The 21,096-nt window shown below is 63.7% G+C and carries 19 protein-coding genes; 9 read left to right on the forward strand and 10 right to left on the reverse strand.

Going from position 1 to position 21,096, the window contains the following annotated elements; translation table 11 throughout:
- Nucleotides 1-21: 21 nt before the first annotated feature.
- Nucleotides 22-1,980, reverse strand: a complete 1,959-nt coding sequence (locus tag CV770_RS05970) for an ABCB family ABC transporter ATP-binding protein/permease (RefSeq protein WP_104461646.1) — start codon at nt 1,978-1,980, stop codon at nt 22-24.
- A gap of 201 nt (nt 1,981-2,181) precedes the next feature.
- Between CV770_RS05970 and CV770_RS05975 the strand changes: the two genes are divergently transcribed.
- Nucleotides 2,182-2,787 (forward strand): LOG family protein, encoded by a 606-nt coding sequence (locus tag CV770_RS05975; RefSeq protein WP_165637158.1) that lies wholly within the window; start codon nt 2,182-2,184, stop codon nt 2,785-2,787.
- A gap of 5 nt (nt 2,788-2,792) precedes the next feature.
- On the opposite strand, the gene CV770_RS05980 is transcribed toward CV770_RS05975, so the two are convergent.
- The 4 genes from CV770_RS05980 to cysS form a co-directional block, all read right to left on the reverse strand.
- Complete coding sequence (locus CV770_RS05980; protein ID WP_104461647.1) at nt 2,793-3,170, reverse strand: VOC family protein; 378 nt, start codon at nt 3,168-3,170, stop codon at nt 2,793-2,795.
- Between the two features lie 112 nt (nt 3,171-3,282).
- Nucleotides 3,283-4,881, reverse strand: coding sequence for a citramalate synthase (cimA, locus tag CV770_RS05985; RefSeq protein WP_104461648.1), 1,599 nt, complete (start codon nt 4,879-4,881; stop codon nt 3,283-3,285).
- Nucleotides 4,878-5,369, reverse strand: a complete 492-nt coding sequence (locus CV770_RS05990) for a GNAT family N-acetyltransferase (RefSeq protein ID WP_201759711.1) — start codon at nt 5,367-5,369, stop codon at nt 4,878-4,880. Before CV770_RS05990 ends, cimA begins: the two co-directional genes overlap by 4 nt.
- A 115-nt stretch (nt 5,370-5,484) precedes the next feature.
- Nucleotides 5,485-6,867, reverse strand: coding sequence for a cysteine--tRNA ligase (cysS, locus tag CV770_RS05995; protein ID WP_104461650.1), 1,383 nt, complete (start codon nt 6,865-6,867; stop codon nt 5,485-5,487).
- A gap of 292 nt (nt 6,868-7,159) precedes the next feature.
- Here cysS and CV770_RS06000 point away from each other — a divergent pair, with 292 nt between their 5' ends.
- Entirely contained in the window at nt 7,160-7,465 is a 306-nt protein-coding gene (locus tag CV770_RS06000; RefSeq protein WP_201759712.1) for a hypothetical protein, read from the forward strand.
- Nucleotides 7,466-7,627: 162 nt separating this feature from the next.
- A complete protein-coding gene (locus CV770_RS06005; protein WP_104461652.1) occupies nt 7,628-8,812 on the forward strand; it encodes a DUF2865 domain-containing protein in 1,185 nt (394 codons plus the stop codon).
- A 214-nt stretch (nt 8,813-9,026) separates the two neighbouring features.
- Here CV770_RS06005 and CV770_RS06010 read toward each other — a convergent pair whose 3' ends face one another.
- Nucleotides 9,027-9,932: a DUF2189 domain-containing protein gene (locus CV770_RS06010; protein WP_104461653.1), complete on the reverse strand. Its 906-nt coding sequence runs from the start codon at nt 9,930-9,932 to the stop codon at nt 9,027-9,029.
- Between the two features lie 531 nt (nt 9,933-10,463).
- Here CV770_RS06010 and CV770_RS06015 point away from each other — a divergent pair.
- The 5 genes from CV770_RS06015 (at nt 10,464) to CV770_RS06035 (ending at nt 14,995) form a co-directional block, all read left to right on the forward strand.
- A complete protein-coding gene (locus tag CV770_RS06015) occupies nt 10,464-11,297 on the forward strand; it encodes a cytochrome c oxidase subunit II (protein ID WP_104461654.1) in 834 nt (277 codons plus the stop codon).
- A gap of 79 nt (nt 11,298-11,376) precedes the next feature.
- A complete protein-coding gene (locus tag CV770_RS06020) occupies nt 11,377-13,155 on the forward strand; it encodes a cbb3-type cytochrome c oxidase subunit I (protein ID WP_104461655.1) in 1,779 nt (592 codons plus the stop codon).
- Nucleotides 13,152-13,856 carry a cytochrome c oxidase subunit 3 gene (locus tag CV770_RS06025; protein ID WP_104461656.1) on the forward strand — a complete coding sequence of 235 codons (705 nt, stop codon included), beginning with the start codon at nt 13,152-13,154 and terminating at the stop codon, nt 13,854-13,856. The genes CV770_RS06020 and CV770_RS06025 overlap by 4 nt, the downstream gene beginning before the upstream one ends.
- 14 nt (nt 13,857-13,870) lie before the next feature.
- Nucleotides 13,871-14,593 (forward strand): heme-copper oxidase subunit III family protein, encoded by a 723-nt coding sequence (locus CV770_RS06030; RefSeq protein ID WP_104461657.1) that lies wholly within the window; start codon nt 13,871-13,873, stop codon nt 14,591-14,593.
- Nucleotides 14,594-14,602: 9 nt separating this feature from the next.
- Nucleotides 14,603-14,995, forward strand: coding sequence for a cytochrome C oxidase subunit IV family protein (locus CV770_RS06035; protein ID WP_201759713.1), 393 nt, complete (start codon nt 14,603-14,605; stop codon nt 14,993-14,995).
- A gap of 48 nt (nt 14,996-15,043) precedes the next feature.
- On the opposite strand, the gene CV770_RS06040 is transcribed toward CV770_RS06035, so the two are convergent.
- From CV770_RS06040 to CV770_RS06055, 4 genes are all read right to left on the reverse strand, one after another.
- On the reverse strand, nt 15,044-15,577 hold the full coding sequence (locus CV770_RS06040; protein ID WP_104461659.1) for a putative immunity protein: 534 nt from the start codon (nt 15,575-15,577) through the stop codon (nt 15,044-15,046).
- Between the two features lie 153 nt (nt 15,578-15,730).
- Complete coding sequence (locus tag CV770_RS06045) at nt 15,731-17,488, reverse strand: NAD+ synthase (protein WP_104461660.1); 1,758 nt, start codon at nt 17,486-17,488, stop codon at nt 15,731-15,733.
- Between the two features lie 16 nt (nt 17,489-17,504).
- On the reverse strand, nt 17,505-17,858 hold the full coding sequence (locus CV770_RS06050) for a diacylglycerol kinase (protein ID WP_028145281.1): 354 nt from the start codon (nt 17,856-17,858) through the stop codon (nt 17,505-17,507).
- A gap of 4 nt (nt 17,859-17,862) precedes the next feature.
- Entirely contained in the window at nt 17,863-19,251 is a 1,389-nt protein-coding gene (locus CV770_RS06055) for a class II 3-deoxy-7-phosphoheptulonate synthase (protein WP_104461661.1), read from the reverse strand.
- A 179-nt stretch (nt 19,252-19,430) separates the two neighbouring features.
- Between CV770_RS06055 and CV770_RS06060 the strand changes: the two genes are divergently transcribed.
- The gene (locus CV770_RS06060; protein WP_104461662.1) at nt 19,431-20,327 is read left to right on the forward strand and encodes an alpha/beta hydrolase family protein; all 897 of its coding nucleotides are present in this window, start codon (nt 19,431-19,433) and stop codon (nt 20,325-20,327) included.
- Nucleotides 20,328-21,096 lie beyond the last annotated feature (769 nt).

Raw genomic sequence — 21,096 nt, forward strand, 5'->3', positions numbered from 1 at the left:
GAGTTGGGACCGGAGACAAGGTCACTCCGCTGCCGCAGACGCCGTCAGGGCGTCATCGACCGGCGGCGGCTCCCGGTTGGGGGCCTCGCTGGTATCGGCCATCTTGGCCAGTTTCTCGCGTGCCGCCTCGGCCTCACGCTGCCTGTTCCACATGCTGGCATAGAGACCGCCATGCGCGAGCAGCTGGGCGTGGGTCCCCCGCTCGGCAATGCGGCCCTGGTCCAGCACGATGATCTCGTCGGCCCCGACGATGGTCGAAAGCCGGTGCGCGATCACCAGCGAGGTGCGGTTCTTCGCCACGCGGTCGAGCGCGCCCTGGATCTCGTGCTCGGTATGGGTATCGAGCGCCGAGGTCGCTTCGTCCAGCACCAGGATCGGCGGCGCCTTCAGGACGGTGCGCGCGATGGCGACGCGCTGCTTCTCACCGCCGGACAGTTTGAGCCCGCGCTCGCCGACCTGGGTCTCGTAGCCCTTGGGCGACATGCGGATGAAATGGTCGATCTGCGCCAGCTGCGCCGCCTCTTCGACTTCAGCGTCATCGGCGTCCCAGCGACCGTAGCGGATGTTGTAGCGGATGGTGTCGTTGAACAGCACGGTGTCCTGGGGCACCATGCCGATGGAGGCACGAAGCGAATCCTGCGTCACCGCGCGGATGTCCTGGCCGTCGATCAGGATCTTGCCGCCGGAGACGTCATAGAGGCGAAACAGAAGGCGCGAGATGGTCGACTTGCCCGCGCCCGACGGACCGACGATGGCAACGGTCTTGCCGGCCGGCACCTCGAAGCTGATGCCCTTGAGGATCGGGCGGGTCGGCTCATAGGCAAAGCGCACGTCCTCGAAGCGCACGGTGCCGGCGGAGATGACCAGCGGCGTTGCATCGGGCGCGTCCTTGATCTCGGCCTCGCGGCCGATCACGCCGAACATCTTCTCGATGTCGATGATCGCCTGCTTGATCTCGCGATAGACCATGCCCATGAAGTTCAGCGGCTGGTAGAGCTGGATCATCATGGCGTTGACCAGCACGAAGTCGCCGACCGTGTTGGTGCCGTTGCGCACGCCGATCGCGCACATCAGCATGGTCGCGGTCAGCCCCAGCGTGAAGATCACGGCCTGGCCGGTGTTGAGCACCGCGAGCGAGGTGTAGGTGTGGACGCTCGCCTCCTCGTAGCGCGCGACCGACTTGTCGTAGCGCTGCGCCTCGCGGGCCTCGGCGCCAAAATACTTCACGGTCTCGTAGTTGAGCAGCGAGTCGATCGCCTTGGTGTTCGCCTCCGTGTCGGAATCGTTCATCCTGCGGCGGATGCCGATGCGCCACTCGGTCGCGATGTAGGTGTAGTACATGTAGAGCGTGACCGTGATCAGGGTGGCGACCACGTAGCGCCAGTCGAACTGCCAGAGCAGCACGGCCATCAGCAGCGTGACCTCGACGATGGTCGGGATCAGCTGCAGGATCACCATGCGGACGATGACCTCGATGCCCTCGCGGCCGCGCTCGAGCACGCGCGTCAGACCGCCGGTCTTGCGCTCGAGGTGGAAACGCAACGACAGCTCGTGCATGTGGACGAAGGTGATGGTGGCGAGCTTGCGCACCGCATGCATGGCCACGCGCGCGAAGATGCCGTCGCGCCATTGCGTCAGCAGCGCCATCAAAATGCGCATCGCGCCGTAGCTCACGGTCAGCAACAGCGGCGAGGCGATCACCCAGAGGTGCCAATTGTCCGCCTGCACCGGCGCCGTGTTGGCGCCGGTCAGCGCGTCCGTCGCCCATTTGAAGCTGAACGGCACCGTCAGCGTGATCAACTTGGCAGCGAGCAGCAGCACAAGCGACCACACCACACGCATCTTCAGGTCGAAGCGGTCGCCCGGCCAGATATAGGGCCACAGATGCGCCAGCGTGCCCATCAGCGTCGCCCGCTCCGGTGCGTCGCCGGGAGGAGGATCGGGAACGTCGGCGCCGTCGAACGATTGAGGTTGGTCCATCAAAAAGCCTGAAAGCCCGCCGGATGCGGGCGTCGCTGCGATTAACGATTTTCGCCCGTCATATAGAGCCTTCCCGATGTCAGCGCACCCCGCCAGATGGCGAATCTTTGATTGTTTGCCGTCATTTACCAGTAGATTTCCGGGAGTATCGAATCACCGATTGGGCTTGACGCCTCTTCGCTGCAATGCATCATGGCACCAATGAGCACTATCAAAACCGTCTGTGTCTATTGCGGCTCCGGCCCCGGAACCAATCCCCGCTTCACCGAAGGCGCCAAGGCGTTCGGCAAGGCGCTCGCCGAGAACAACGTCCGGCTCGTCTATGGCGGCGGCTCGCTCGGCCTGATGGGCTCGGTCGCGACCTCCGTGCTCGATCACGGCGGCTCCGTCACCGGCATCATCCCGGAATTCCTGCGGATGCGCGAGAACGCGCTGACACGCGTGCAGGAGATGATCGTCACCCCCGACATGCACGAGCGCAAGCGCTTGATGTTCGAGCGCTCCGACGCCTTCGTGGCGCTGCCCGGCGGTATCGGCACGCTGGAAGAGCTGGTCGAGCAATTGACCTGGAAACAGCTCGGCCGTCACGCCAAGCCGGTGCTGCTCGCCAACATCGACAATTTCTGGGAGCCGCTGTTCTCGCTGCTGTCGCACATGCGGCAGACCGAGTTCATCCGCGCCGGCCTTTCGGTCGACATCCTCAAGGCCGATCGGGTCGAGGACATCTTGCCGAAGCTGAAGGCGGCCGCAGCCCAGATCGACGAGGCCGAGAAGAAGCTCGCCCCGGAAGTCGCGCGCAAGCTCTGACGTCCCTACTCGCTCGGAAACGTCACCGCCTCGATCCGGTTACCATCGGGGTCGGTGACGAAGGCCGCGTAGTAGCGCACGCGATCATGCGGCCGGATGCCGGGCGCACCGTCCGAGGCGCCGCCGGCCGACAGCGCTGCGGCGTGAAACGCATCGACCTCGCTTGTAGTCTTCGCCCGCAGGCAGATATGAACGCCGCTTTCGGGCGGCACGCGCGGCATGGCATCGCGTAGATTGATCCAGAATTCCGGATAGGCCTTGCCGAAACCGACCGTGCGCGGCCGCGTGACGAGGCGCGAAAGGCCGAGGGCGGCGAGCGTTGCCTCGTAGAATTTCGCGGCGCGATCGAGATCGCTGACGGCGACGGAGATGTGGTCGATCATTGGTCGCGCTACCCTCTCCCACCGTCATTCCGGGGCACGCGGAGCGTGAACCCGGAATCTCGAGATTCCGGGTTCGATGCTCCGCATCGCCCCGGAATGACGAGACAAAACCCTACGCCGGCGCGCCCGACTTCACGAGCTTGTAGATCACCGAATCCATCAGCGCCTGGAACGAGGCGTCGATGATGTTGGGGGAGACGCCGACCGTGGTCCAGCTGTCGCCATTCTCGTCCTCGCTCTCGATCAGGACGCGCGTGACCGCGCCGGTGCCGCCGTTTAGGATACGCACGCGGTAGTCGATCAGCTTCAGCCCCTCGATGTATTTCTGGTACTTGCCGAGGTCCTTGCGCAGGGCAACGTCGAGCGCGTTGACGGGACCGTTGCCTTCGGCAGCCGAGATCAGGTGCTCGCCGGCGACGTCGACCTTCACTACGGCCAAAGCGACGGTGACACGTTCGCCATGCGAATTATAGCGCTGCTCGACATTGACGTCGAACTGCTCGACCTCGAAATAATGCGGCACCTTGCCGAGCGTACGGCGCGCCAACAGTTCGAACGAGGCGTTGGCGGATTCATAGGCGTAGCCGGCCGCCTCGCGCTCCTTCAATTCCTCGACGAGGCGCGTCAGCTTAGGATCGCTCTTCTCGTAGGGAATGCCGGCGCGGTCGAGCTCGGCGATGACGTTGGAACGTCCGGCCTGGTCCGAGACCAGGACCTTGCGGTGGTTGCCGACCGTCTCCGGCAGCACGTGCTCGTAGGTCTGCGGGTCCTTCAGCACCGCGGAAGCATGGATGCCGGTCTTGGTGACGAAGGCGCTCTCGCCGACATAGGCAGCATGCCGGTTCGGCACCCGGTTGAGCATGTCGTCGAGCGTGCGCGAGACCTTGACAAGCGTCGCCAGCTTCTCGGCCGTGACGCCGATCTCGAGGGCGTCTGAAAACTCCGGCTTCAGCTTCAGCGTCGGGATCAGTGAGCAGAGATTGGCGTTGCCGCAGCGCTCGCCAAGCCCATTCAGCGTGCCCTGGATCTGCCGCGCGCCGGCACGCACCGCGGCGAGCGAATTGGCCACCGCCTGCTCGGTGTCGTTATGGGCGTGGATGCCGACATGGTCGCCGGGGATGTGTTTCGTCACTTCAGTGACGATGGCCTCGACCTCGTGCGGCATGGTGCCGCCATTGGTGTCGCACAGCACTACCCAGCGCGCGCCGGCCTCGAAGGCGGCCTTGGCGCAGGCGAGCGCGAAGCTCGCATCTTCCTTGTAGCCGTCGAAGAAATGCTCGCAGTCGAGCATGACCTCGCGACCGGCGGCCTTCGCGGCTGCGACACTGTCGCGGATAGAGGCGAGGTTTTCCTCCTTCGTCGTCTCCAGCGCGACGCGCACCTGATAGGCGGATGCCTTGGCGACGAAGCAGATCGCGTCGGCCTTCGCTGCCAAGAGCCCGGCCACACCCGGATCGTTCGAGACCGAGCGCCCGGCCCGTCGCGTCATGCCGAACGCCGTGAAGCGCGCATGGGCGAGCTTGGGCTTGCTGCCGAAGAACTCGGTGTCGAGCGGATTGGCTCCGGGATAGCCGCCTTCGACATAGTCGATGCCGAGGTCATCGAGCATCGCGGCGATGACCTGCTTGTCGGTCAGCGTGAAATCGACGCCGTTGGTCTGCGCGCCGTCGCGCAGCGTGGTGTCGAACAAATAAAGGCGCTCTTTGCTCATTTCCCCGCTCCGAGCGTCTTCTTCATGGTGGTGTTGGCAAGCCACTCGTCGTTGATGGTGATGCTGTTACGCTGCATGGCGACGTAGCCGCGCTTGGCGAAAAAACCCTGTGCGGTGTCGCTGGCATCGACCGAGAGGTTTTGCGCGCCGCGGCCGCCGGCAAGCTTTTCCAAAGCGTCGACCAGCAGGGTTGCGATGCCCTGCCCGCTGACGGCCGGATGCACGTAGAGCATGCGGATGTGGTCGGTGCCGCGCAGCGAGGCAAAGCCAACCGGCGAACCATCGAGCGTCGCGATCAGCGTCAGGTCGGACGCGAGGTGCTTGCCGAACTCTTCGCTGTCCGCCGCCTCCATCCAGGCCTGCTGCTGCGCCTCACTATAGTCGTCGCCAGTCAGCTCCTCGATGCTGGCGGCGAAGATCGCGGCAAGAACCGGCACGTCATCAGGCAGGAACGGCCGTAAGCCGGGCTTTGGCAAAGTCTGTCCCATCGTCCTCACCACATCCCATAAAGCTTGAGCACCAGCGCCACGGCACCCGCGAGCAGCGCGATCTTCAACGCGATGTAATAGATCCAGTGCCGCGGGAAAGGCGTGTCGGGCCGTTTCATCGCGAAAACTCCCAGGTGGTGCCGTCCTTGGAGTCCTTGATCGCGACGCCCATTGCAGCGAGCAGATCGCGAATGCGGTCGGATTCCCTAAAGTCCTTGCGGCTACGGGCCGCCGTCCGCTCCGCAATCAGGCGCTCGACCTCCTTGGCATCGACGCCGCTCGCCTGCTGCTTGCGGCCTTCCCACTGCGCCGCGCTCTCGGAGAAGAAGCCGAGCAGGCGCAACGAGCCCGCCAGAGCGCCCACGTCACCTCCACGCAGGCCATGCAACGCAGCGATCGCCAGCGGCGTGTTGAGATCGTCGAGCAGCGGCTCGACCACGGATGCAGCCGGCTCGCCGGGCGCGACGTCGGCGGCAACGCGATACCAGTCGTCGAGCGTCTTGGCGCTCTCCTCCAGCGACTTCATGGTCCAGTCAATCGGCGAACGGTAGTGCGTCTTGAGCATGTTCAGGCGCAGCACCTCGCCGGGCCAATCCGCGAGCAGTTCATGGATGGTGACGAAGTTGCCGAGGCTCTTCGACATCTTCTCGCTTTCGACCTGCAGGAAGCCGTTGTGCATCCAATAATTCGCCATGCGCTCTCGGTGGAAGGCGCAGCAGGTCTGCGCGACCTCGTTCTCGTGATGCGGAAACACGAGATCGATGCCGCCGCCATGGATATCGAAATGCTCGCCGAGATGCTTCCAGGCCATGGCCGAGCACTCGATGTGCCAGCCCGGACGCCCCTCGGCCTTGATGCCGGCCGGCGACGGCCAGGACGGCTCGCCCGGCTTGGACGGCTTCCACAGCACGAAATCGGTGGCATCGCGCTTGTAAGGCGCGACATCGACGCGGGCGCCGGCGATCATCTCGTCGAGCGATCGCTTCGACAGCGCACCGTAGCGGGGCAGCGAGGAATTTGCTGTGTTCATTGCCTGCGGCGAGAACAGAACATGGTCCTCGGCGGCATAGGCAAAGCCGCCCTTGATCAGCCGCTCGATGATCTCGCGCATCTCGGCGATATGCTCGGTCGCGCGCGGCTCAACGCTCGGCCGAAGCGCGCCGAGCGCGTCGACGTCGGCGTGAAACTGCTTGCCGGTCTGCTCGGTGACCTTGCGAATGGCCTCGTTCAGCGGCAGGCCGGGGAAATCACGCGCGGCGCGGTCGTTGATCTTGTCGTCGACGTCGGTGATGTTACGGACATATTTGACGTGCGCCTCGCCATTGAGATGGCGTAGCAGCCGAAACAGCACGTCGAACACGATCACCGGCCGCGCATTGCCGATATGGGCGAAGTCATAGACGGTCGGCCCGCAGACATACATGCGGACGTTCTCCGCATCGAGCGGCGCGAAGATGCGTTTTTCCTTCGTCAGCGTATCGTAAAGGCGCAATTCCATATGGATACCCGTCGGCTGTTGGCCGGGCGTCCAGGGCTCTCAATGTTTTTGAGAAAAGACGGCTCCAGCCAGCGAATCGCTAGCTCGTAATCTCGCGGCAAATGGCGCAAATGGCGAGGAGACCGTTCATGCGGCCACATATGGGCTATGAGGCGGCCCCGCGTCAAGGGAGCCGCGGAAATGCCGTTTTATGTCCGCAAAGCGCGCAGCCCGCCGGGATGGTTCGTGATCCTTAACTATTTGAGCCCATTCTGGAACCAGATTGTTCCCTTTTTTGCCTCCCGGTATTTTCATGCGATCCTTGCTCGCGCTCATTTTCAGCGCCTCGATCCTCGCGGCATCCAATGCCGGCGCCGAGACCCGCGTCTTCATCATCGCCAACCAGGCTGACGGCTACGGCGTCGATCAGTGCCTGGCCAAGGGCGACAAATGCGGCGCCTCCGTCGCCCGCACCTACTGCGAGTCACGAGATTTTGCCCAGGCATCAAGCTATCGCCGGGTCGACCCCGACGAAATTACCGGCTCTGTCCCCAAATCCGGCGCAAACTGCTCCCATGGCCATTGCGACGAATATGTCGCAATCACTTGCCAGCGCTGAATTCGCTCGGAGCTGGCGCAGCTTAGGCCCGGTCCATTGGCCCCCAAAACGACGTGACGATGCCGCAGGAAGCGGCTATTGGGAGGGCGCGCTTCGGCGCCCAATTGCTTCGGCGTCCAAGTCGCTTCAGTCCAAGTCACATTGGGCCATGACCTCGCTAGAATGGCGGATATGCCTGAATTCCTATCCCTCTCTCGTGCTCGCTTGCTTCTTGCCTGCACCGTGCTCTTGAGCACGGCCGTGCTCGCCACCGGCGCTTTCGCGCAGGCCGGTCCGCCCGGACCGCCGCCTCAGCCCGGCCAGAACGGACTTGGGCCCAATCCGATGTGCGTGCGGTTGGAAGGCCAGCTCGCGGCGCTGGACCGCGGCGGCGGAGGTGACCCCGCGCGCGAAGACCAGATCCGTCGCTACCAGGATTCCCAGGCCAAGCAGCAGGCCGAGCTCGACCGCGTCACCATGCAGGCCAAGCGCATGGGCTGCGATTCCTCCGGCTTCTTCTCACTGTTCAACGGCCAGTCGGCCCAATGCGGACCGGTCAACACCCAGATCCAGCAGATGCGCGCCAATCTGGACCAGATCACCGGCAATCTCGAGCGCCTGCGCGGCGGCGGCGGCTTCAGCCCGGAGCGCGACAGTCAGCGCCGCTCGGTGCTGGTTGCGCTGGCGCAGAACAATTGCGGCCCGCAATATGCTAACGCCGTGCAGTCACAAGGCGGCGGCAACTTCCTCAGCAATCTGTTCGGCGGCAACAACGCGGGCAATCCGCAAGGTGTGCCGCCCTCCGATCTCGGGCCGCAATCCGGCACCTACCGCACTGTGTGCGTGCGCACCTGCGACGGCGCCTATTTCCCGGTCTCGTTTGCAACGGTGCCGGCGCGCTTCCCCGACGACGAGAAGACCTGCAAGGCGCTCTGCCCGGCCGCGGAAGCCGTGCTCTACACCCATCGCAATCCCGGCGAAGACATGAACTCCGCGGTCTCGGTCAGCGGCCAGCCCTACACGGCGCTGCCGACCGCTTTCAAATTCCGCAGCGAGTTCAACCCATCCTGCTCCTGCAAGGCAGCTGGACAGACCTGGGCGGACGCGCTGAAATCGGCCGACGACAAGGCGGCAGCCGAGCAGCAGGGCGACATCATCGTCACCGAGGAGAGCGCCAAGAAGATGCAGCAGCAGCGGCTCAACAAGGGCACGCCTGCGAACGCCAAGAAGGGCGCAGCTCCCGCGCCGACGACGGCGAATGCACCGGCCGCGACGCCGCCGGCGGATACCGGCACGGCAGCATCGAGTTCAGAGAACAAGCCGATCCGCTCGGTCGGACCGACCTTCCTGCCGCAGCAGCAGAAGTAAATCACCTTTTGCTCAACTGTCATGCCCCGCGACCCGGCTACGCCAAGGCTTCGCCGGGGTTTGAGGTCTTGGCTCGCCGAAGCTTCAGCGTAGGCGGCAAGCGGGGCATCCAGTACTCCGTGTCGACAGTTGGCGCGCACCGCAGCGCCGCGGAGTACTGGATCATCCGCTTTCGCGGATGATGACAGCAATGAATGGGGCGCAATCGCCCGTCTCACTCACCCTCGCGGCTCCACGGGAAGAGATTGGCCGGAAAGTCCGCGGCGTAGCGCCTTCCCTTCGGGGGCGGCGGCGGCGCGTCCGGTGGATTCGGATTCGGCTCGACCACCCGCCGATAGAGGTGCCAGGTGGCATGGCCAAGCACCGGCAGAACGACGGCGAGACCGACGAAGAGCGGCATCGAGCCGATCACGAGCAGCGCCGCGACGATGAGGCCCCATCCGGCCATCCCAACCGGGTTCGCCACTACTGCTCGGAGCGAGGTACGGATCGCGTCGATCGCAGTCGCATGCCGGTCGAGCATCAACGGAAACGACACGACGCTGACACACAAAGCCACAACCGCAAACAGGAAGCCGACACCGCAACCGACGATGATGAGCGACCAGCCTTCCGGTGTCGTCAGCACGCGCGTCGCGAAGTCGGGAATGCTCGCGGCCGCCGCATGACCGAAGATTGAGACATAGATTGCGTTCGCGACACCGATCCAGGCCCCGAACAGGACCAGCAGGAGCACACCGAGTTCGACCATGGCCCCGAACGACGGTGCGCGCAGCACCTTGACCGCATCCCATGCATCGACCTCCTCGCCGCGCTCACGACGCCGGCTGAGTTCGTAGAGACCGATCGCGGCAAACGGGCCAATCAAGGCAAAGCCGGCGGCCAGTGGAAATAGTAGCGGCAGCACCGAATAGCCGAGAACCATCCTGAACAGGACGAGACCGAGAACGGGATAAATCACGCACACGACGATCGCGTGACTCGGCATCGCCTGGAAATCCTCCCAACCCAGCCGCAGGGCCTCGGTCAGATCGGACAGGCTGATCTTGCGAATGGGATAGGAGGCCGCTTCGCCGAATACGTGCCGCCTGATGATGTCGTGGGAGTACAGAGTGGCCATGAACGGACCTCCCGTGCTGAAAATCGCGGTTTCGATAACACGCGCTTTCCAGCCACGCGTGTCCGCCTGACGAGCAGGAAACGCGATGGGGCGAGTACGGCAACCCAGGTTCAGCGAGCGAGCCTGGCCGGACGGAACCCGTCGCGACCTGCCTCGCAAAGTTTAGCGCTTGCGGCGCAAGGCTGCACTCACGGTTGAGTGAATTGTGCACTGGCACGGATTTGTGCGTTGCATCACCCAGACCCAATATGCGCGCCTGATGCTTGTCGGCTTGCCAGCACGGCCATAACACCACGTCGGGGCACCTACATTGCGCTATTGACGCCGGGTTAGGCTGGTATCATTTTAGACGCAGACGCCCTTAGAGTTGATGGGTCGCGAACATTCTCTTGATTTCGCGGCTAGTGGAATGGGCGAGGCAAGAGGCCGGCGATGGCATAAGTGCCAACCGAGAAAGGCCAGCCATCGCGACAGACATGAGCTCCGCCCTGGATTCGTATCCGTAGCCTTTGATGGCAAGGATGGATCAGGATGGCTGTCGCACTGATACTGCTTCTGGTCGCGATAGGCTCGGTGCTGTTTCACATCTACAGCCCCTGGTGGTGGACGCCGATCGCCACGAACTGGGCCTATATCGATCACACCATCAACATCACGTTCTGGATCACGGGCTTTGTTTTCGTCGCCGTCATCGCCTTCATGGCCTATTGCGTCTTCCGCTTTCACCACAAGGAGGGAAGACGGGCCGACTACAATCCTGAAAACAAAAAGCTCGAATGGTGGCTGAGCGTCGGGACCGGAATCGGCGTCGCGGCCATGCTGGCGCCTGGCCTCGTGGTCTGGCACCAGTTCGTGACCGTGCCCGCGGATGCTACCGAGGTCGAGGTCATGGGCCAGCAATGGCAATGGAGCTTCCGCCTTCCGGGCAAGGACGGGCGGTTGGGCACATCCGATGTCCGCAACATCGCTTCCGACAATCCAATGGGACTCAATCGCGACGATCCGCATGCGCAGGACGACGTCGTGATCGAGAACGGCGACCTGCACCTTCAACTGGGAAAGCCGGTCAAGGTTCTGCTTCGCTCGGTTGATGTCCTGCACGATTTCTACGTGCCCGAATTCCGGGCCAAGATGGACATGGTTCCAGGCATGGTGACTTATTTCTGGATCACGCCGATCCGAACCGGAACGTTCGACGTTCTCTGTGCGGAGCTTTGTGGCGCGGCTCACTATCAGATGCGGGCCAAGGTCATCATCGACGAAGAGCGTGAATATCACGCTTGGCTGGAGCAACAGAAGACGTTTGCAGAATTGTCGCCGGCAAACACCGTCGTGAAGGCGAGATATCAATCCGGCGGCAAGTAGCAAGGCGCCGCCGCGAAGATGAATCGGGTGCGTGAGACCAACTCGTCGCCCCCGATGGAAACGACCGAGGAGGTTTTCTATGGTCGATATTCCATATGAAGGGATCGCTGGCACGCCGCCTGCCGAAGTACCTGACGTCGAGCTCTATCATCCGAGGAGTTGGTGGACACGGTATGTCTTCTCGCAGGACGCCAAGGTGATCGCCATTCAGTACTCGCTGACGGCCTCGGCCATCGGGCTGGTGGCCCTGGTGCTGTCGTGGCTGATGCGACTGCAGCTGGGATTCCCCGGCACGTTCTCTTTCATCGATGCCAACCAGTACCTCCAGTTCATCACCATGCACGGCATGATCATGGTGATCTACCTGCTCACCGCGTTGTTCCTCGGCGGCTTCGGCAACTACCTGATCCCGCTGATGGTTGGCGCCCGGGACATGGTCTTCCCTTATGTGAACATGCTGAGCTACTGGGTCTATCTGCTCGCAGTGCTGGTGCTGGCCTCGACATTCTTCGTGCCCGGCGGCCCCACCGGCGCCGGCTGGACGCTGTACCCGCCGCAAGCAATCCTCTCCGGAACGCCCGGGCAGGATTGGGGCATCATTCTCATGATGTCGTCCCTGATCCTGTTCATCATCGGCTTCACGATGGGCGGGCTGAATTATGTGGTCACGGTGCTCCAGGCACGCACCCGCGGCATGACCTTGATGCGCCTGCCCCTGACGGTGTGGGGGATTTTCACCGCGACGGTCATGGCGCTCTTGGCATTCCCTGCGCTCTTCGTTGCCTCGGTCATGCTGCTGCTCGACCGTCTGCTGGGCACCAGCTTCTTCATGCCGTCCCTGGTCGAGATGGGCCAGCAGTCGAAATATGGTGGCGGCAGCCCGCTGCTCTTCCAGCACCTGTTCTGGTTCTTCGGCCACCCCGAGGTCTACATCGTCGCCCTGCCCGCCTTCGGCATCGTCTCCGATCTGATCAGCACGCATGCGCGCAAGAACATCTTCGGCTACCGCATGATGGTCTGGGCGATCGTGGCCATCGGCGCGCTCAGCTTTGTCGTATGGGCGCACCACATGTATGTGAGCGGCATGTTCCCGCAATTCGGGTACTTCTTCGCCACCACGACGCTCATCATCGCCATCCCCACCGCGATCAAGGTCTACAACTGGGTGCTGACCCTGTGGCGCGGCGACATTCATCTCAGGGTGCCGATGCTGTTCGCCCTCGGCTTCATCATCACCTTCGTGAACGGCGGGCTCACCGGCCTCTTCCTCGGCAACGTCGTCGTGGACGTGCCCCTCTCCGATACCATGTTCGTAGTCGCGCATTTCCACATGGTGATGGGCGTGGCGCCGATCATGGTCGTGCTGGGTGCGATCTATCACTGGTACCCCAAGGTCACGGGGCGAATGTACAATGACGCACTCGGCAAGTTTCACTTCTGGGTCACTTTCCTCGGCGCCTACCTGATCTTCTTCCCCATGCACTATCTTGGGCTGCTCGGAGTTCCGCGCCGGTATTTCGAACTCGGAGATACGTCGTTCATCCCGTCCTCGGCCCATTCACTGAACGCCTTCATCTCCGTGGTGGCCTTGACCGTCGGCTTCAGCCAGATGGTGTTCCTGTTCAATCTTGCCTGGAGCCTGTTCAAAGGTGAGGCCTCAGGCGGCAATCCGTGGCGGGCGACGACGCTGGAATGGCAGACGCCGGAGACGCCTCCCGGGCACGGCAACTGGGGCAAGGAGCTGCCGGTCGTCTACCGCTGGGCCTATGACTACAGCGTACCCGGCGCCGAGGAGGACTTCATTCCGCAGAACCAGCCGCCGCGCGCGACGCACGTCGTTCAGGGAGCTGCTTCGTGAGTGCCGTCATCCTGTTCGTGGCTGTGATCGCGGTCGTCGCCGGATGGTGGCTGTCGCAGCAGCGGCTGACGGCCAGGCCCTGGCTGGAGGAAGGTCCGGCCGGTGACTTCCCCGGCGGCGACGCCATGACCTGGCCGGCAGCAAAGATCGGACTTGGCGTGTTTCTCGCCGTCGCGAGCGCATTGTTCGTCCTCTTCATCAGCGCCTACTCGATGCGCATGGACGTGGCGGACTGGCGGACGCTGCCCGTGCCGCGGCTGCTGTGGTTCAACACGGGCGTCCTGATCCTGAGCAGCGTCGCGCTGCAATGGTCCTACGTGGCCGCGCGCCGAGACGACGCTGAAGGTGTCATGATCGGCCTGCTCGCAGGCGGCGCAGCTGCCGTGATCTTCCTCGGCGGACAGCTTCTGGCCTGGCAACAGCTCGGCGCGGCCGGATATTTCGTGGCGTCCAATCCGGCGAACTCCTTCTTCTACTTATTGACCGCAGTGCACGGGCTGCATCTGACGGGCGGTCTGGTCGCTTTGGGCCGAACCTCGACCAAGATGTGGCGTGGCGCCGGGATCGCCGACATGCGCTTGAGCGTGGAGCTGTGCACCATCTACTGGCACTTCCTGCTGCTGGTCTGGCTTGTGCTGCTCGGGCTTCTCACGGGCTGGACCGACGATTTCGTCAACATCTGTCGCCGATTGCTGAGCTAGGGAGGCGAGACCAGATGGCAGAGACCATGCTGACAAATCCGGGCCATTCGACTGCGCGGCTTGAAGGCTGGCGCGGCATCGCCGCCGACTGGGCGTCCGATCAGCGCGCCTTCAAGAACGTGTCCTGGGGCAAGGCCATGATGTGGATCTTCCTCCTCAGTGACACCTTCATCTTCAGCTGCTTCCTGCTCTCCTACATGACGGCGCGCATGTCGACGACCGTGCCGTGGCCCAATCCCAGCGAAGTCTTCGCCCTCAACATCGCCGGCAATCACATTCCGCTGATCCTGATCGCCATCATGACCTTTGTCCTGATCAGCAGCAGCGGGACGATGGCGATGGCCGTCAATTTCGGCTACCGCCGCGATCGCGTCAGAACCGCAGCCTTGATGCTGGCCACGGCGGCGTTCGGCGCAACCTTCGTCGGCATGCAGGCCTTCGAATGGACCAAGCTGATCATGGAGGGCGTCCGGCCCTGGGGCAATCCGTGGGGCGCACCGCAGTTTGGTGCGAGCTTCTTCATGATCACCGGATTCCACGGCACCCACGTGACCATCGGCGTGATCTTCCTGATCGCCATTGCGCGGAAGGTCTTGCGCGGAGACTTCGACGTCGAGAGGCGTGGCTTCTTCACGAGCCGCAAGGGGTATTACGAGATCGTCGAGATCATGGGCCTGTACTGGCACTTCGTCGATCTCGTGTGGGTGTTCATCTTTGCATTCTTCTATCTTTGGTGAGGTCGGCGCATGACAAACGCGGCGGTACACATGGAAGGACAGCTCCACGCTCCGGCGCATGGCGCAGTCGCAACGGGAGCCGTTCACGCCAGCGGTCAACAGCACCCGATCAAGCTCTACCTCGTGGTCTGGGGCTGGTTGTTCGTCCTCAGCACGTGCTCCTACCTCGTCGACTATTTTGGCCTGCATGGCTACCTGAGGTGGTCGCTGATCCTGTTGTTCATGATGTTGAAGGCAGGCCTGATCGTCGCAGTCTTCATGCACATGGCCTGGGAGCGACTGGCACTGGCCTATGCCATCCTGCTGCCGCCGATCGCGGTATTGGTATTTGTGTCGATCATGGTGCTCGAATCCGAATACACGCACTTCCTGCGGGTGCTGTTTTTCGCAACCCGGTCATAGCGGCAATCTGAGTTCTCACCGCCATTACCTTGCGAGGTGGGCATCTGGTTACGCCAGCTCGCTGCGAAGCCTGCGATCGATTGCGCGCAGCAGTTCGCCAACCCGCCCTCCACCGGACGGTGCGAGCGGGTAGCGGCGCAGAACCTCGACGAGCCCAGGCGTCGCGCGCCGGACGGCGCGCTCAACATAGTCGGCACCAACATCTGCAGCATCGCCCGCTGCAAGTTCAGTGGCCCGGGCTGCATGAGCGGGCGCGCCGAGAATGTGCCTGACCTGAGTCGATCGAGCCAAGGGATGGAGATAGGCCGCGGATGAGGCACACATCGCGGCGCGCGCAGCTTGGCTGGCTGCTGCATTTTCGGCTTCCTTTGCTGCCTTCAGCGCGGCCCAGGCAGCATCGCGCAAGGCCTTCACCCGCTTGCCTCCTCTTGCGAACGTCCGGGCGGTTTCGAGCGCATCGCGCGGACGGGAATCTGCGGGATACGATTGCTCGAATATCTCCAGCACGTCCGCGGCATTTTCCGCCGCGTAGGCAGCGACCTCACGGAGATCCTCAATATCTAGGATGAACTCGTCTGCCATGCCTCACCTGCTCGACACCAGCGCGGGCCATCCCTATTGACGCGCTATGGCCGAAGTCGGTCGTCTCAATATCCGCCGCGGAGTACTGGATCATCCGCCTTCGCGGATGATGACCGCGAACCATGGGGCACTATTGTCCTCACACCGAAAGCTTCACCCCTCGAACACGTCGATCGATGCCTTGCTGCCGCGCGAGACCAGCGTCTCGTCGACGGCGGGCAGCCCCTCGCCCTTGTCGCGAAAGCGGTTGGTGATGGGATAGCGGCGGTCGCGGCCGAAATTCCTGGGCGTCACCTTCACGCCGGGCGCGGCCTGGCGGCGCTTGTATTCGGCGACGTTGAGCAGATGGTCGATGCGGGTGACCGTTTCGCGATCGAAACCGGCGGCGATGATCTGATCCAGCGGCTGCTCACGCTCGACAAGACGCTCCAGGATGGCATCGAGCACCTCATAGGGCGGCAGCGAATCCTGGTCGGTCTGGTTCTCGCGCAGCTCTGCGCTCGGCGGCCGTGTGATGATGTCGGGCGGGATCACCTCGCCCGCCGGCCCGAGCGCGCCATCGGGCTTCCAGCCGTTGCGCAGGCTCGCCAGCCGAAACACCTGCGTCTTGTAGATGTCCTTGATCGGGTTGAAGCCGCCGTTCATGTCGCCATAGAGCGTGGCGTAGCCGACCGACATTTCCGACTTGTTGCCTGTCGTCACCACCATCAACCCGGTCTTGTTGGAGATCGCCATCAAGAGCGTGCCGCGGCTGCGGGCCTGGAGGTTCTCCTCGGTGATATCGGGCGGCAGATTCTTGAAGAGGCCCGAGAGGATGGTCTCGAAGCCGGTCACAGCCTCCGCGATCGGCAGCACCTCATAGCGGATGCCGAGATGGCCGGCGAGCTCGCCCGCATCGGCGATGGAGTGTGCTGCGGTGTAGCGATACGGCAGCATTACGCCGTGCACCTGATCGGCGCCGAGCGCATCGACCGCGATCGCCGCGCAGAGGGCCGAGTCGATGCCGCCGGAAATGCCGAGCAGCACGCCGGGAAAACCGTTCTTGGTGACGTAGTCGCGCAGGCCCAGCACGCAGGCGGCGTAATCGGCCTTGTCGCCCTCGGGTTGCCCGGCGATCGGGCCCGTGCAGCGCCAGTCGTCGCCATTTCTCGCAAAGCGCAGCGTGACGATGCTCTCCTCGAACGCCGGCAATTGCGCAGCAAGCGAAAGATCGCTGTTGAGCGCGAAGGACGCGCCGTCGAACACCAGTTCGTCCTGGCCGCACACCTGGTTGAGATACACCAGCGGCAGCGCGCTTTCGGTCACGCGCGCCACCGCGACCGACAGGCGCACGTCGCTCTTGTCACGGGCGTAAGGCGAGCCGTTCGGCACCAGGATGATCTCGGCGCCGGTCTCGGCCAGCGTCTCGACCACGTTCTCGTAATCCTCGGACTCTTCCAGCCAGATGTCCTCGCAGATCGGCACGCCGATGCGCACGCCGCGCACGGTCACAGGGCCAGCGGCAGGGCCGCGCGAAAACAACCGCTTCTCGTCGAACACGCCGTAGTTCGGCAGATTGCATTTGAAACGCAAACCAGCGATGCGCCCGCCGTCGAGCAGCGCGCAGGCATTGTAGAGCTTGCCGTCCTCGACCCAGGGCGTGCCGATCAGCATGGCCGGCCCGCCATCGGCGGTCTCTCGGGCCAGTGCCTCGATCGCGGCGCGGCAGGCCGCCTGGAAGGCCGGCTTCTGCACGAGGTCTTCCGGCGGATAGCCGGCGATGAACAATTCCGGAAACAGCACGAGATCGGCGCCGTCGGCGATGGCTCTCGCGCGCGCATCGCGCGCCTTCGCGGCGTTGCCCTCGATGTCGCCCAGGGTCGGATTGAGCTGGGCGAGCGTGACCGCGAATGCTTTGAGACGTTCGGTCATGGCCGCCGCGCTCCGATCAGATAAATCCCAGTCGCTCGATGATGGCGATGATCCAGAACGCGCCGGCCATCAGCAGCGCGACGCCGACGGCGGCCGAGCCCATGTCCTTGACCCGCCCGATCTGCTTGTCGTGATCCATCGTCAGCCGATCGGCAAGCTTTTCGATCGCGGTGTTGAGCAACTCCACGGTCAGCACGAACGCAACCGAACAGACCAGCTCGACCGCGCGCATCGCGGTCGCGCCGATCAACCAGGCCAGCGGCAGCGAGGCGAGGAGCGCAAAAATCTCCTCGCGGACGGCCTGCTCCGATCGGAACGCAAAGGCCAGACCGTTACGGGAATTGATCGTGGCCTTCCAGATCCGCAGCAAGATCCTAGAGCCCCGCTGCGGCCGGCATCGGCGTGGCCTTGCCGGCGCGTTCCTGCTTGAGGAGCTCGGCGATCAGGAAAGCCATGTCGATGGATTGCTCGGCATTGAGGCGCGGATCGCAGACCGTGTGGTAGCGGTCGTTGAGGTCCTCGTCCGTGATCGCGCGGGCGCCGCCGATACACTCGGTGACGTCCTGCCCGGTCATCTCCAGATGCACGCCGCCGGCATGGGTGCCTTCGGCGGCATGGATCGTGAAGAAAGACTTCACCTCAGACAGAACCCGGTCGAACGGGCGCGTCTTGTAGCCTGAGGTCGAGGTGATGGTGTTGCCGTGCATGGGGTCGCACGACCAGACCACCACTTTGCCCTCGCGCTTCACGGCGCGGATCATGTTCGGCAGGTGCTCGCCGACCTTGTCCGAGCCGAAGCGGCCGATCAGCGTCAACCGGCCCGGCTCGTTGTCGGGGTTGAGCACGTCGATCAGCTTCAAGAGCTCGTCGGGCTTGAGCGACGGGCCGCATTTCAGCCCGATCGGGTTCTTGATGCCGCGGAAATATTCGATATGGCCGTGATCGAGCTGGCGGGTGCGGTCGCCGATCCAGATCATGTGGCCCGAGGTCGCGTACCAGTCGCCAGTGGTGGAATCGACGCGGGTCATCGCCTGCTCGTAGCCGAGCAGCAGCGCCTCGTGGCTGGTGTAGAAATCGGTGGCGCGCAGCTCGGGATGGGCTTCGAGATCGAGGCCGCAGGCGCGCATGAAGTTGAGCGCGTCCGAGATGCGGTCGGCCAGCTCCTTGTAGCGGCGAGACTGCGGTGAATCCTTGAGGAAGCCGAGCATCCACTGATGCACGCTGCCGAGATTGGCGTAGCCGCCGGTCGCGAAGGCGCGGAGCAGGTTCAGCGTCGCCGCGGACTGGCGATAGGCCATCAGCTGGCGCTGCGGATCCGGCACGCGCGCTTCCTTGGTGAAGGCGATGTCGTTGACGATGTCGCCACGATAGCTCGGCAACTCGATGCCATTGAGCTTCTCGGTCGGCGACGACCGCGGCTTCGCAAACTGGCCGGCGACGCGGCCGACCTTCACCACCGGGACGGCGCCGGCGTAGGTCAGCACCACCGCCATCTGCAGCAGCACGCGGAAGAAATCGCGGATGTTGTTGGCGCCGTGTTCGGCAAAGCTCTCGGCGCAGTCGCCGCCCTGCAGCAGGAAGGCCTCGCCGGCCGCAACGCGCCCCAGCGCCTTCTTCAGGTTGCGCGCCTCGCCCGCGAACACCAGCGGCGGAAAGGTCGCAAGCTGCGCCTCCACGTCGGCCAGGGCCTTGGCGTCGGGATAGTCGGGCACCTGTAGCACCGGCTTGCTGCGCCAGGACTCGGGCGTCCACCGCTCGGACATCGCAATCTCTCCGTGAAGCAAAAAGCACAACCTGATCTGTGGGTTGCGAGGGCCGCCTTATACACAGGCTGGCCCCGCCCCGCCAGTTGTAAATCCATTTGGTCCTGCAAACCCTTGCGGGGAAAGCCAAATTCGCATTTGCTGGGAGGGCGAGGCAACTGGCAGGATACCTTGCGCCCATGGACGCGGCACTGGACGACGTTTTCATCGACGAGATCAACTTCCCGGCGACCGACGGGTATGCCCTGGCCGGCACCCTGTTCCTGCCGCGCGGCACCAAACGGCATGCCGTCCTGATCAATTCGGCGACCGCCGTGCCGCGCAAGATCTACCGGGGCTTTGCCTCCTATCTCGCCCATCGCGGCTGCGCGGTGCTCACTTACGACTATCGCGGCATCGGCGATTCCCGGCTGCCGGCGATGGTCGGCTACAACCAGCCGAAATCGCTGGTCGGCTTCAAGGCCTCGATGTCGGACTGGGCCGCGCTCGACGTCACCGCCGCGGTCAGCTGGATGCGGGACCGGTACAACGCCCTGCCCCTCGCCTATGTCGGCCATTCCTTCGGCGGTCAGGCGCTGGGGCTGATTGCGAACAACAGCGAAATCTCGCGCGCCGCCTTCGTGGCCTCGCAGGCCGCGACGTGGCGGCTGATGACCTCGCCGGAGAAATACCGCGTCTTCGCCTTCATGAACCTCATTGGCGTCCCGCTCGCCCATACGCTCGGCTATGCCCCCGGCTGGGCCGGCGTCGGCGAGAATTTGCCCAAGGGCGTCTTCCTGCAATGGGCCGAATGGGTCTCGAGCCCCCGCTATCTCTTCGATTCCAAGCTGCCGGCGCTGGAGAATTTTGCGAAGTTCAAGGGCGAGCTGCGGGCGCTGTGCTTCTCGGACGATCCCTGGGCGACGCGGCCGGCAGTCGAGCTGCTCGCGAGCGGGTTCACCGCGATCAAGCCGGAGGTGCTCAACATCAAGCCGTCCGATGTCGGCGCCAAAGCAATAGGCCATTTCGGCTTCTTCCGCCCCGAGCACCGCGACACGCTGTGGCGAGGCGTCGCCGAATGGATTCAGGGGGACTGAGACACAGCTTCGCGTCCTCGCGGCTTTTCTCGCCCGAGCTTTGCACGATCGCTTCACCCTCTTTTGAATGAGGGCGCAGGGAAGGCCGGGAGCCGGTTGGCTCCCATCGACCGCCATGCCAGAGCAGATTGCGTGTGCTTCATGCATAGCGGGTAACAGGGCAACCGGAGCATCCCGGCCTTCCCTGCAGTGGTTTGACGGCTTATGTCGTGCTCTCCCCGGGGAGCGATGCACTATTGCCCCCGTCGACTTGCGGATGGCTGATGCGCGTGCCCGGTTGGACCGCCACATCACCGCAAGACTTGACGCACAGACCCCGGGTGTCAGGACCACACGATTTTGCCGTACGCGGATCACACCGGTCGTGTGCGCCAGGTGTTTCGCTCACGGTTGCCCGCCCTGCGAAATCCTTCGCGCCGATGTCATCTGCGTCCACCGCCACCCGGCCCGCGTTCGTGACGATCGCGATACGCCCCTCTTCGTTGGGCCGGGATGCAGCGACACATACGCGATTTCCGAATTTCGGTAAAGTGGAATATTTTTGGTGGCGGGCGTTGCCCCACCGCTCGCGTGTTTTGCCCGTCGGGCAACACAAGGCCTTGTAGATATCGTTTACGGCCGCAGCCCGGGCGTTCCCGTGGAAACGCTGAAAGGCGTGCGATTCCCGACGCGCAGCCGCGTCTTCACCGACGAGGAAGCCGCCAAGCTGAAGGCCGCGGGACCGCCGGCGTGCGCATTGAACCAGGGCGTATACCCATAAATGTCGGTT

It is taken from the genome of Bradyrhizobium sp. AC87j1 (assembly GCF_002936975.1).
In the GTDB taxonomy this organism is placed as follows: Bacteria; Pseudomonadota; Alphaproteobacteria; order Rhizobiales; family Xanthobacteraceae; genus Bradyrhizobium; species Bradyrhizobium shewense.

Excerpts from the sequence above, each read along its gene's own strand:
- CV770_RS05970 (WP_104461646.1), bottom strand. The coding sequence starts at position 1,980 with ATGGACCAACCTCAATCGTTCGACGGCGCCGACGTTCCCGATCCTCCT.
- CV770_RS05975 (WP_165637158.1), top strand. The coding sequence starts at position 2,182 with ATGAGCACTATCAAAACCGTCTGTGTCTATTGCGGCTCCGGCCCCGGA.
- CV770_RS05980 (WP_104461647.1), bottom strand. The coding sequence starts at position 3,170 with ATGATCGACCACATCTCCGTCGCCGTCAGCGATCTCGATCGCGCCGCG.
- cimA (WP_104461648.1), bottom strand. The coding sequence starts at position 4,881 with ATGAGCAAAGAGCGCCTTTATTTGTTCGACACCACGCTGCGCGACGGC.
- CV770_RS05990 (WP_201759711.1), bottom strand. The coding sequence starts at position 5,369 with ATGGGACAGACTTTGCCAAAGCCCGGCTTACGGCCGTTCCTGCCTGAT.
- cysS (WP_104461650.1), bottom strand. The coding sequence starts at position 6,867 with ATGGAATTGCGCCTTTACGATACGCTGACGAAGGAAAAACGCATCTTC.
- CV770_RS06000 (WP_201759712.1), top strand. The coding sequence starts at position 7,160 with ATGCGATCCTTGCTCGCGCTCATTTTCAGCGCCTCGATCCTCGCGGCA.
- CV770_RS06005 (WP_104461652.1), top strand. The coding sequence starts at position 7,628 with ATGGCGGATATGCCTGAATTCCTATCCCTCTCTCGTGCTCGCTTGCTT.
- CV770_RS06010 (WP_104461653.1), bottom strand. The coding sequence starts at position 9,932 with ATGGCCACTCTGTACTCCCACGACATCATCAGGCGGCACGTATTCGGC.
- CV770_RS06015 (WP_104461654.1), top strand. The coding sequence starts at position 10,464 with ATGGCTGTCGCACTGATACTGCTTCTGGTCGCGATAGGCTCGGTGCTG.
- CV770_RS06020 (WP_104461655.1), top strand. The coding sequence starts at position 11,377 with ATGGTCGATATTCCATATGAAGGGATCGCTGGCACGCCGCCTGCCGAA.
- CV770_RS06030 (WP_104461657.1), top strand. The coding sequence starts at position 13,871 with ATGGCAGAGACCATGCTGACAAATCCGGGCCATTCGACTGCGCGGCTT.
- CV770_RS06035 (WP_201759713.1), top strand. The coding sequence starts at position 14,603 with ATGACAAACGCGGCGGTACACATGGAAGGACAGCTCCACGCTCCGGCG.
- CV770_RS06040 (WP_104461659.1), bottom strand. The coding sequence starts at position 15,577 with ATGGCAGACGAGTTCATCCTAGATATTGAGGATCTCCGTGAGGTCGCT.
- CV770_RS06045 (WP_104461660.1), bottom strand. The coding sequence starts at position 17,488 with ATGACCGAACGTCTCAAAGCATTCGCGGTCACGCTCGCCCAGCTCAAT.
- CV770_RS06055 (WP_104461661.1), bottom strand. The coding sequence starts at position 19,251 with ATGTCCGAGCGGTGGACGCCCGAGTCCTGGCGCAGCAAGCCGGTGCTA.
- CV770_RS06060 (WP_104461662.1), top strand. The coding sequence starts at position 19,431 with ATGGACGCGGCACTGGACGACGTTTTCATCGACGAGATCAACTTCCCG.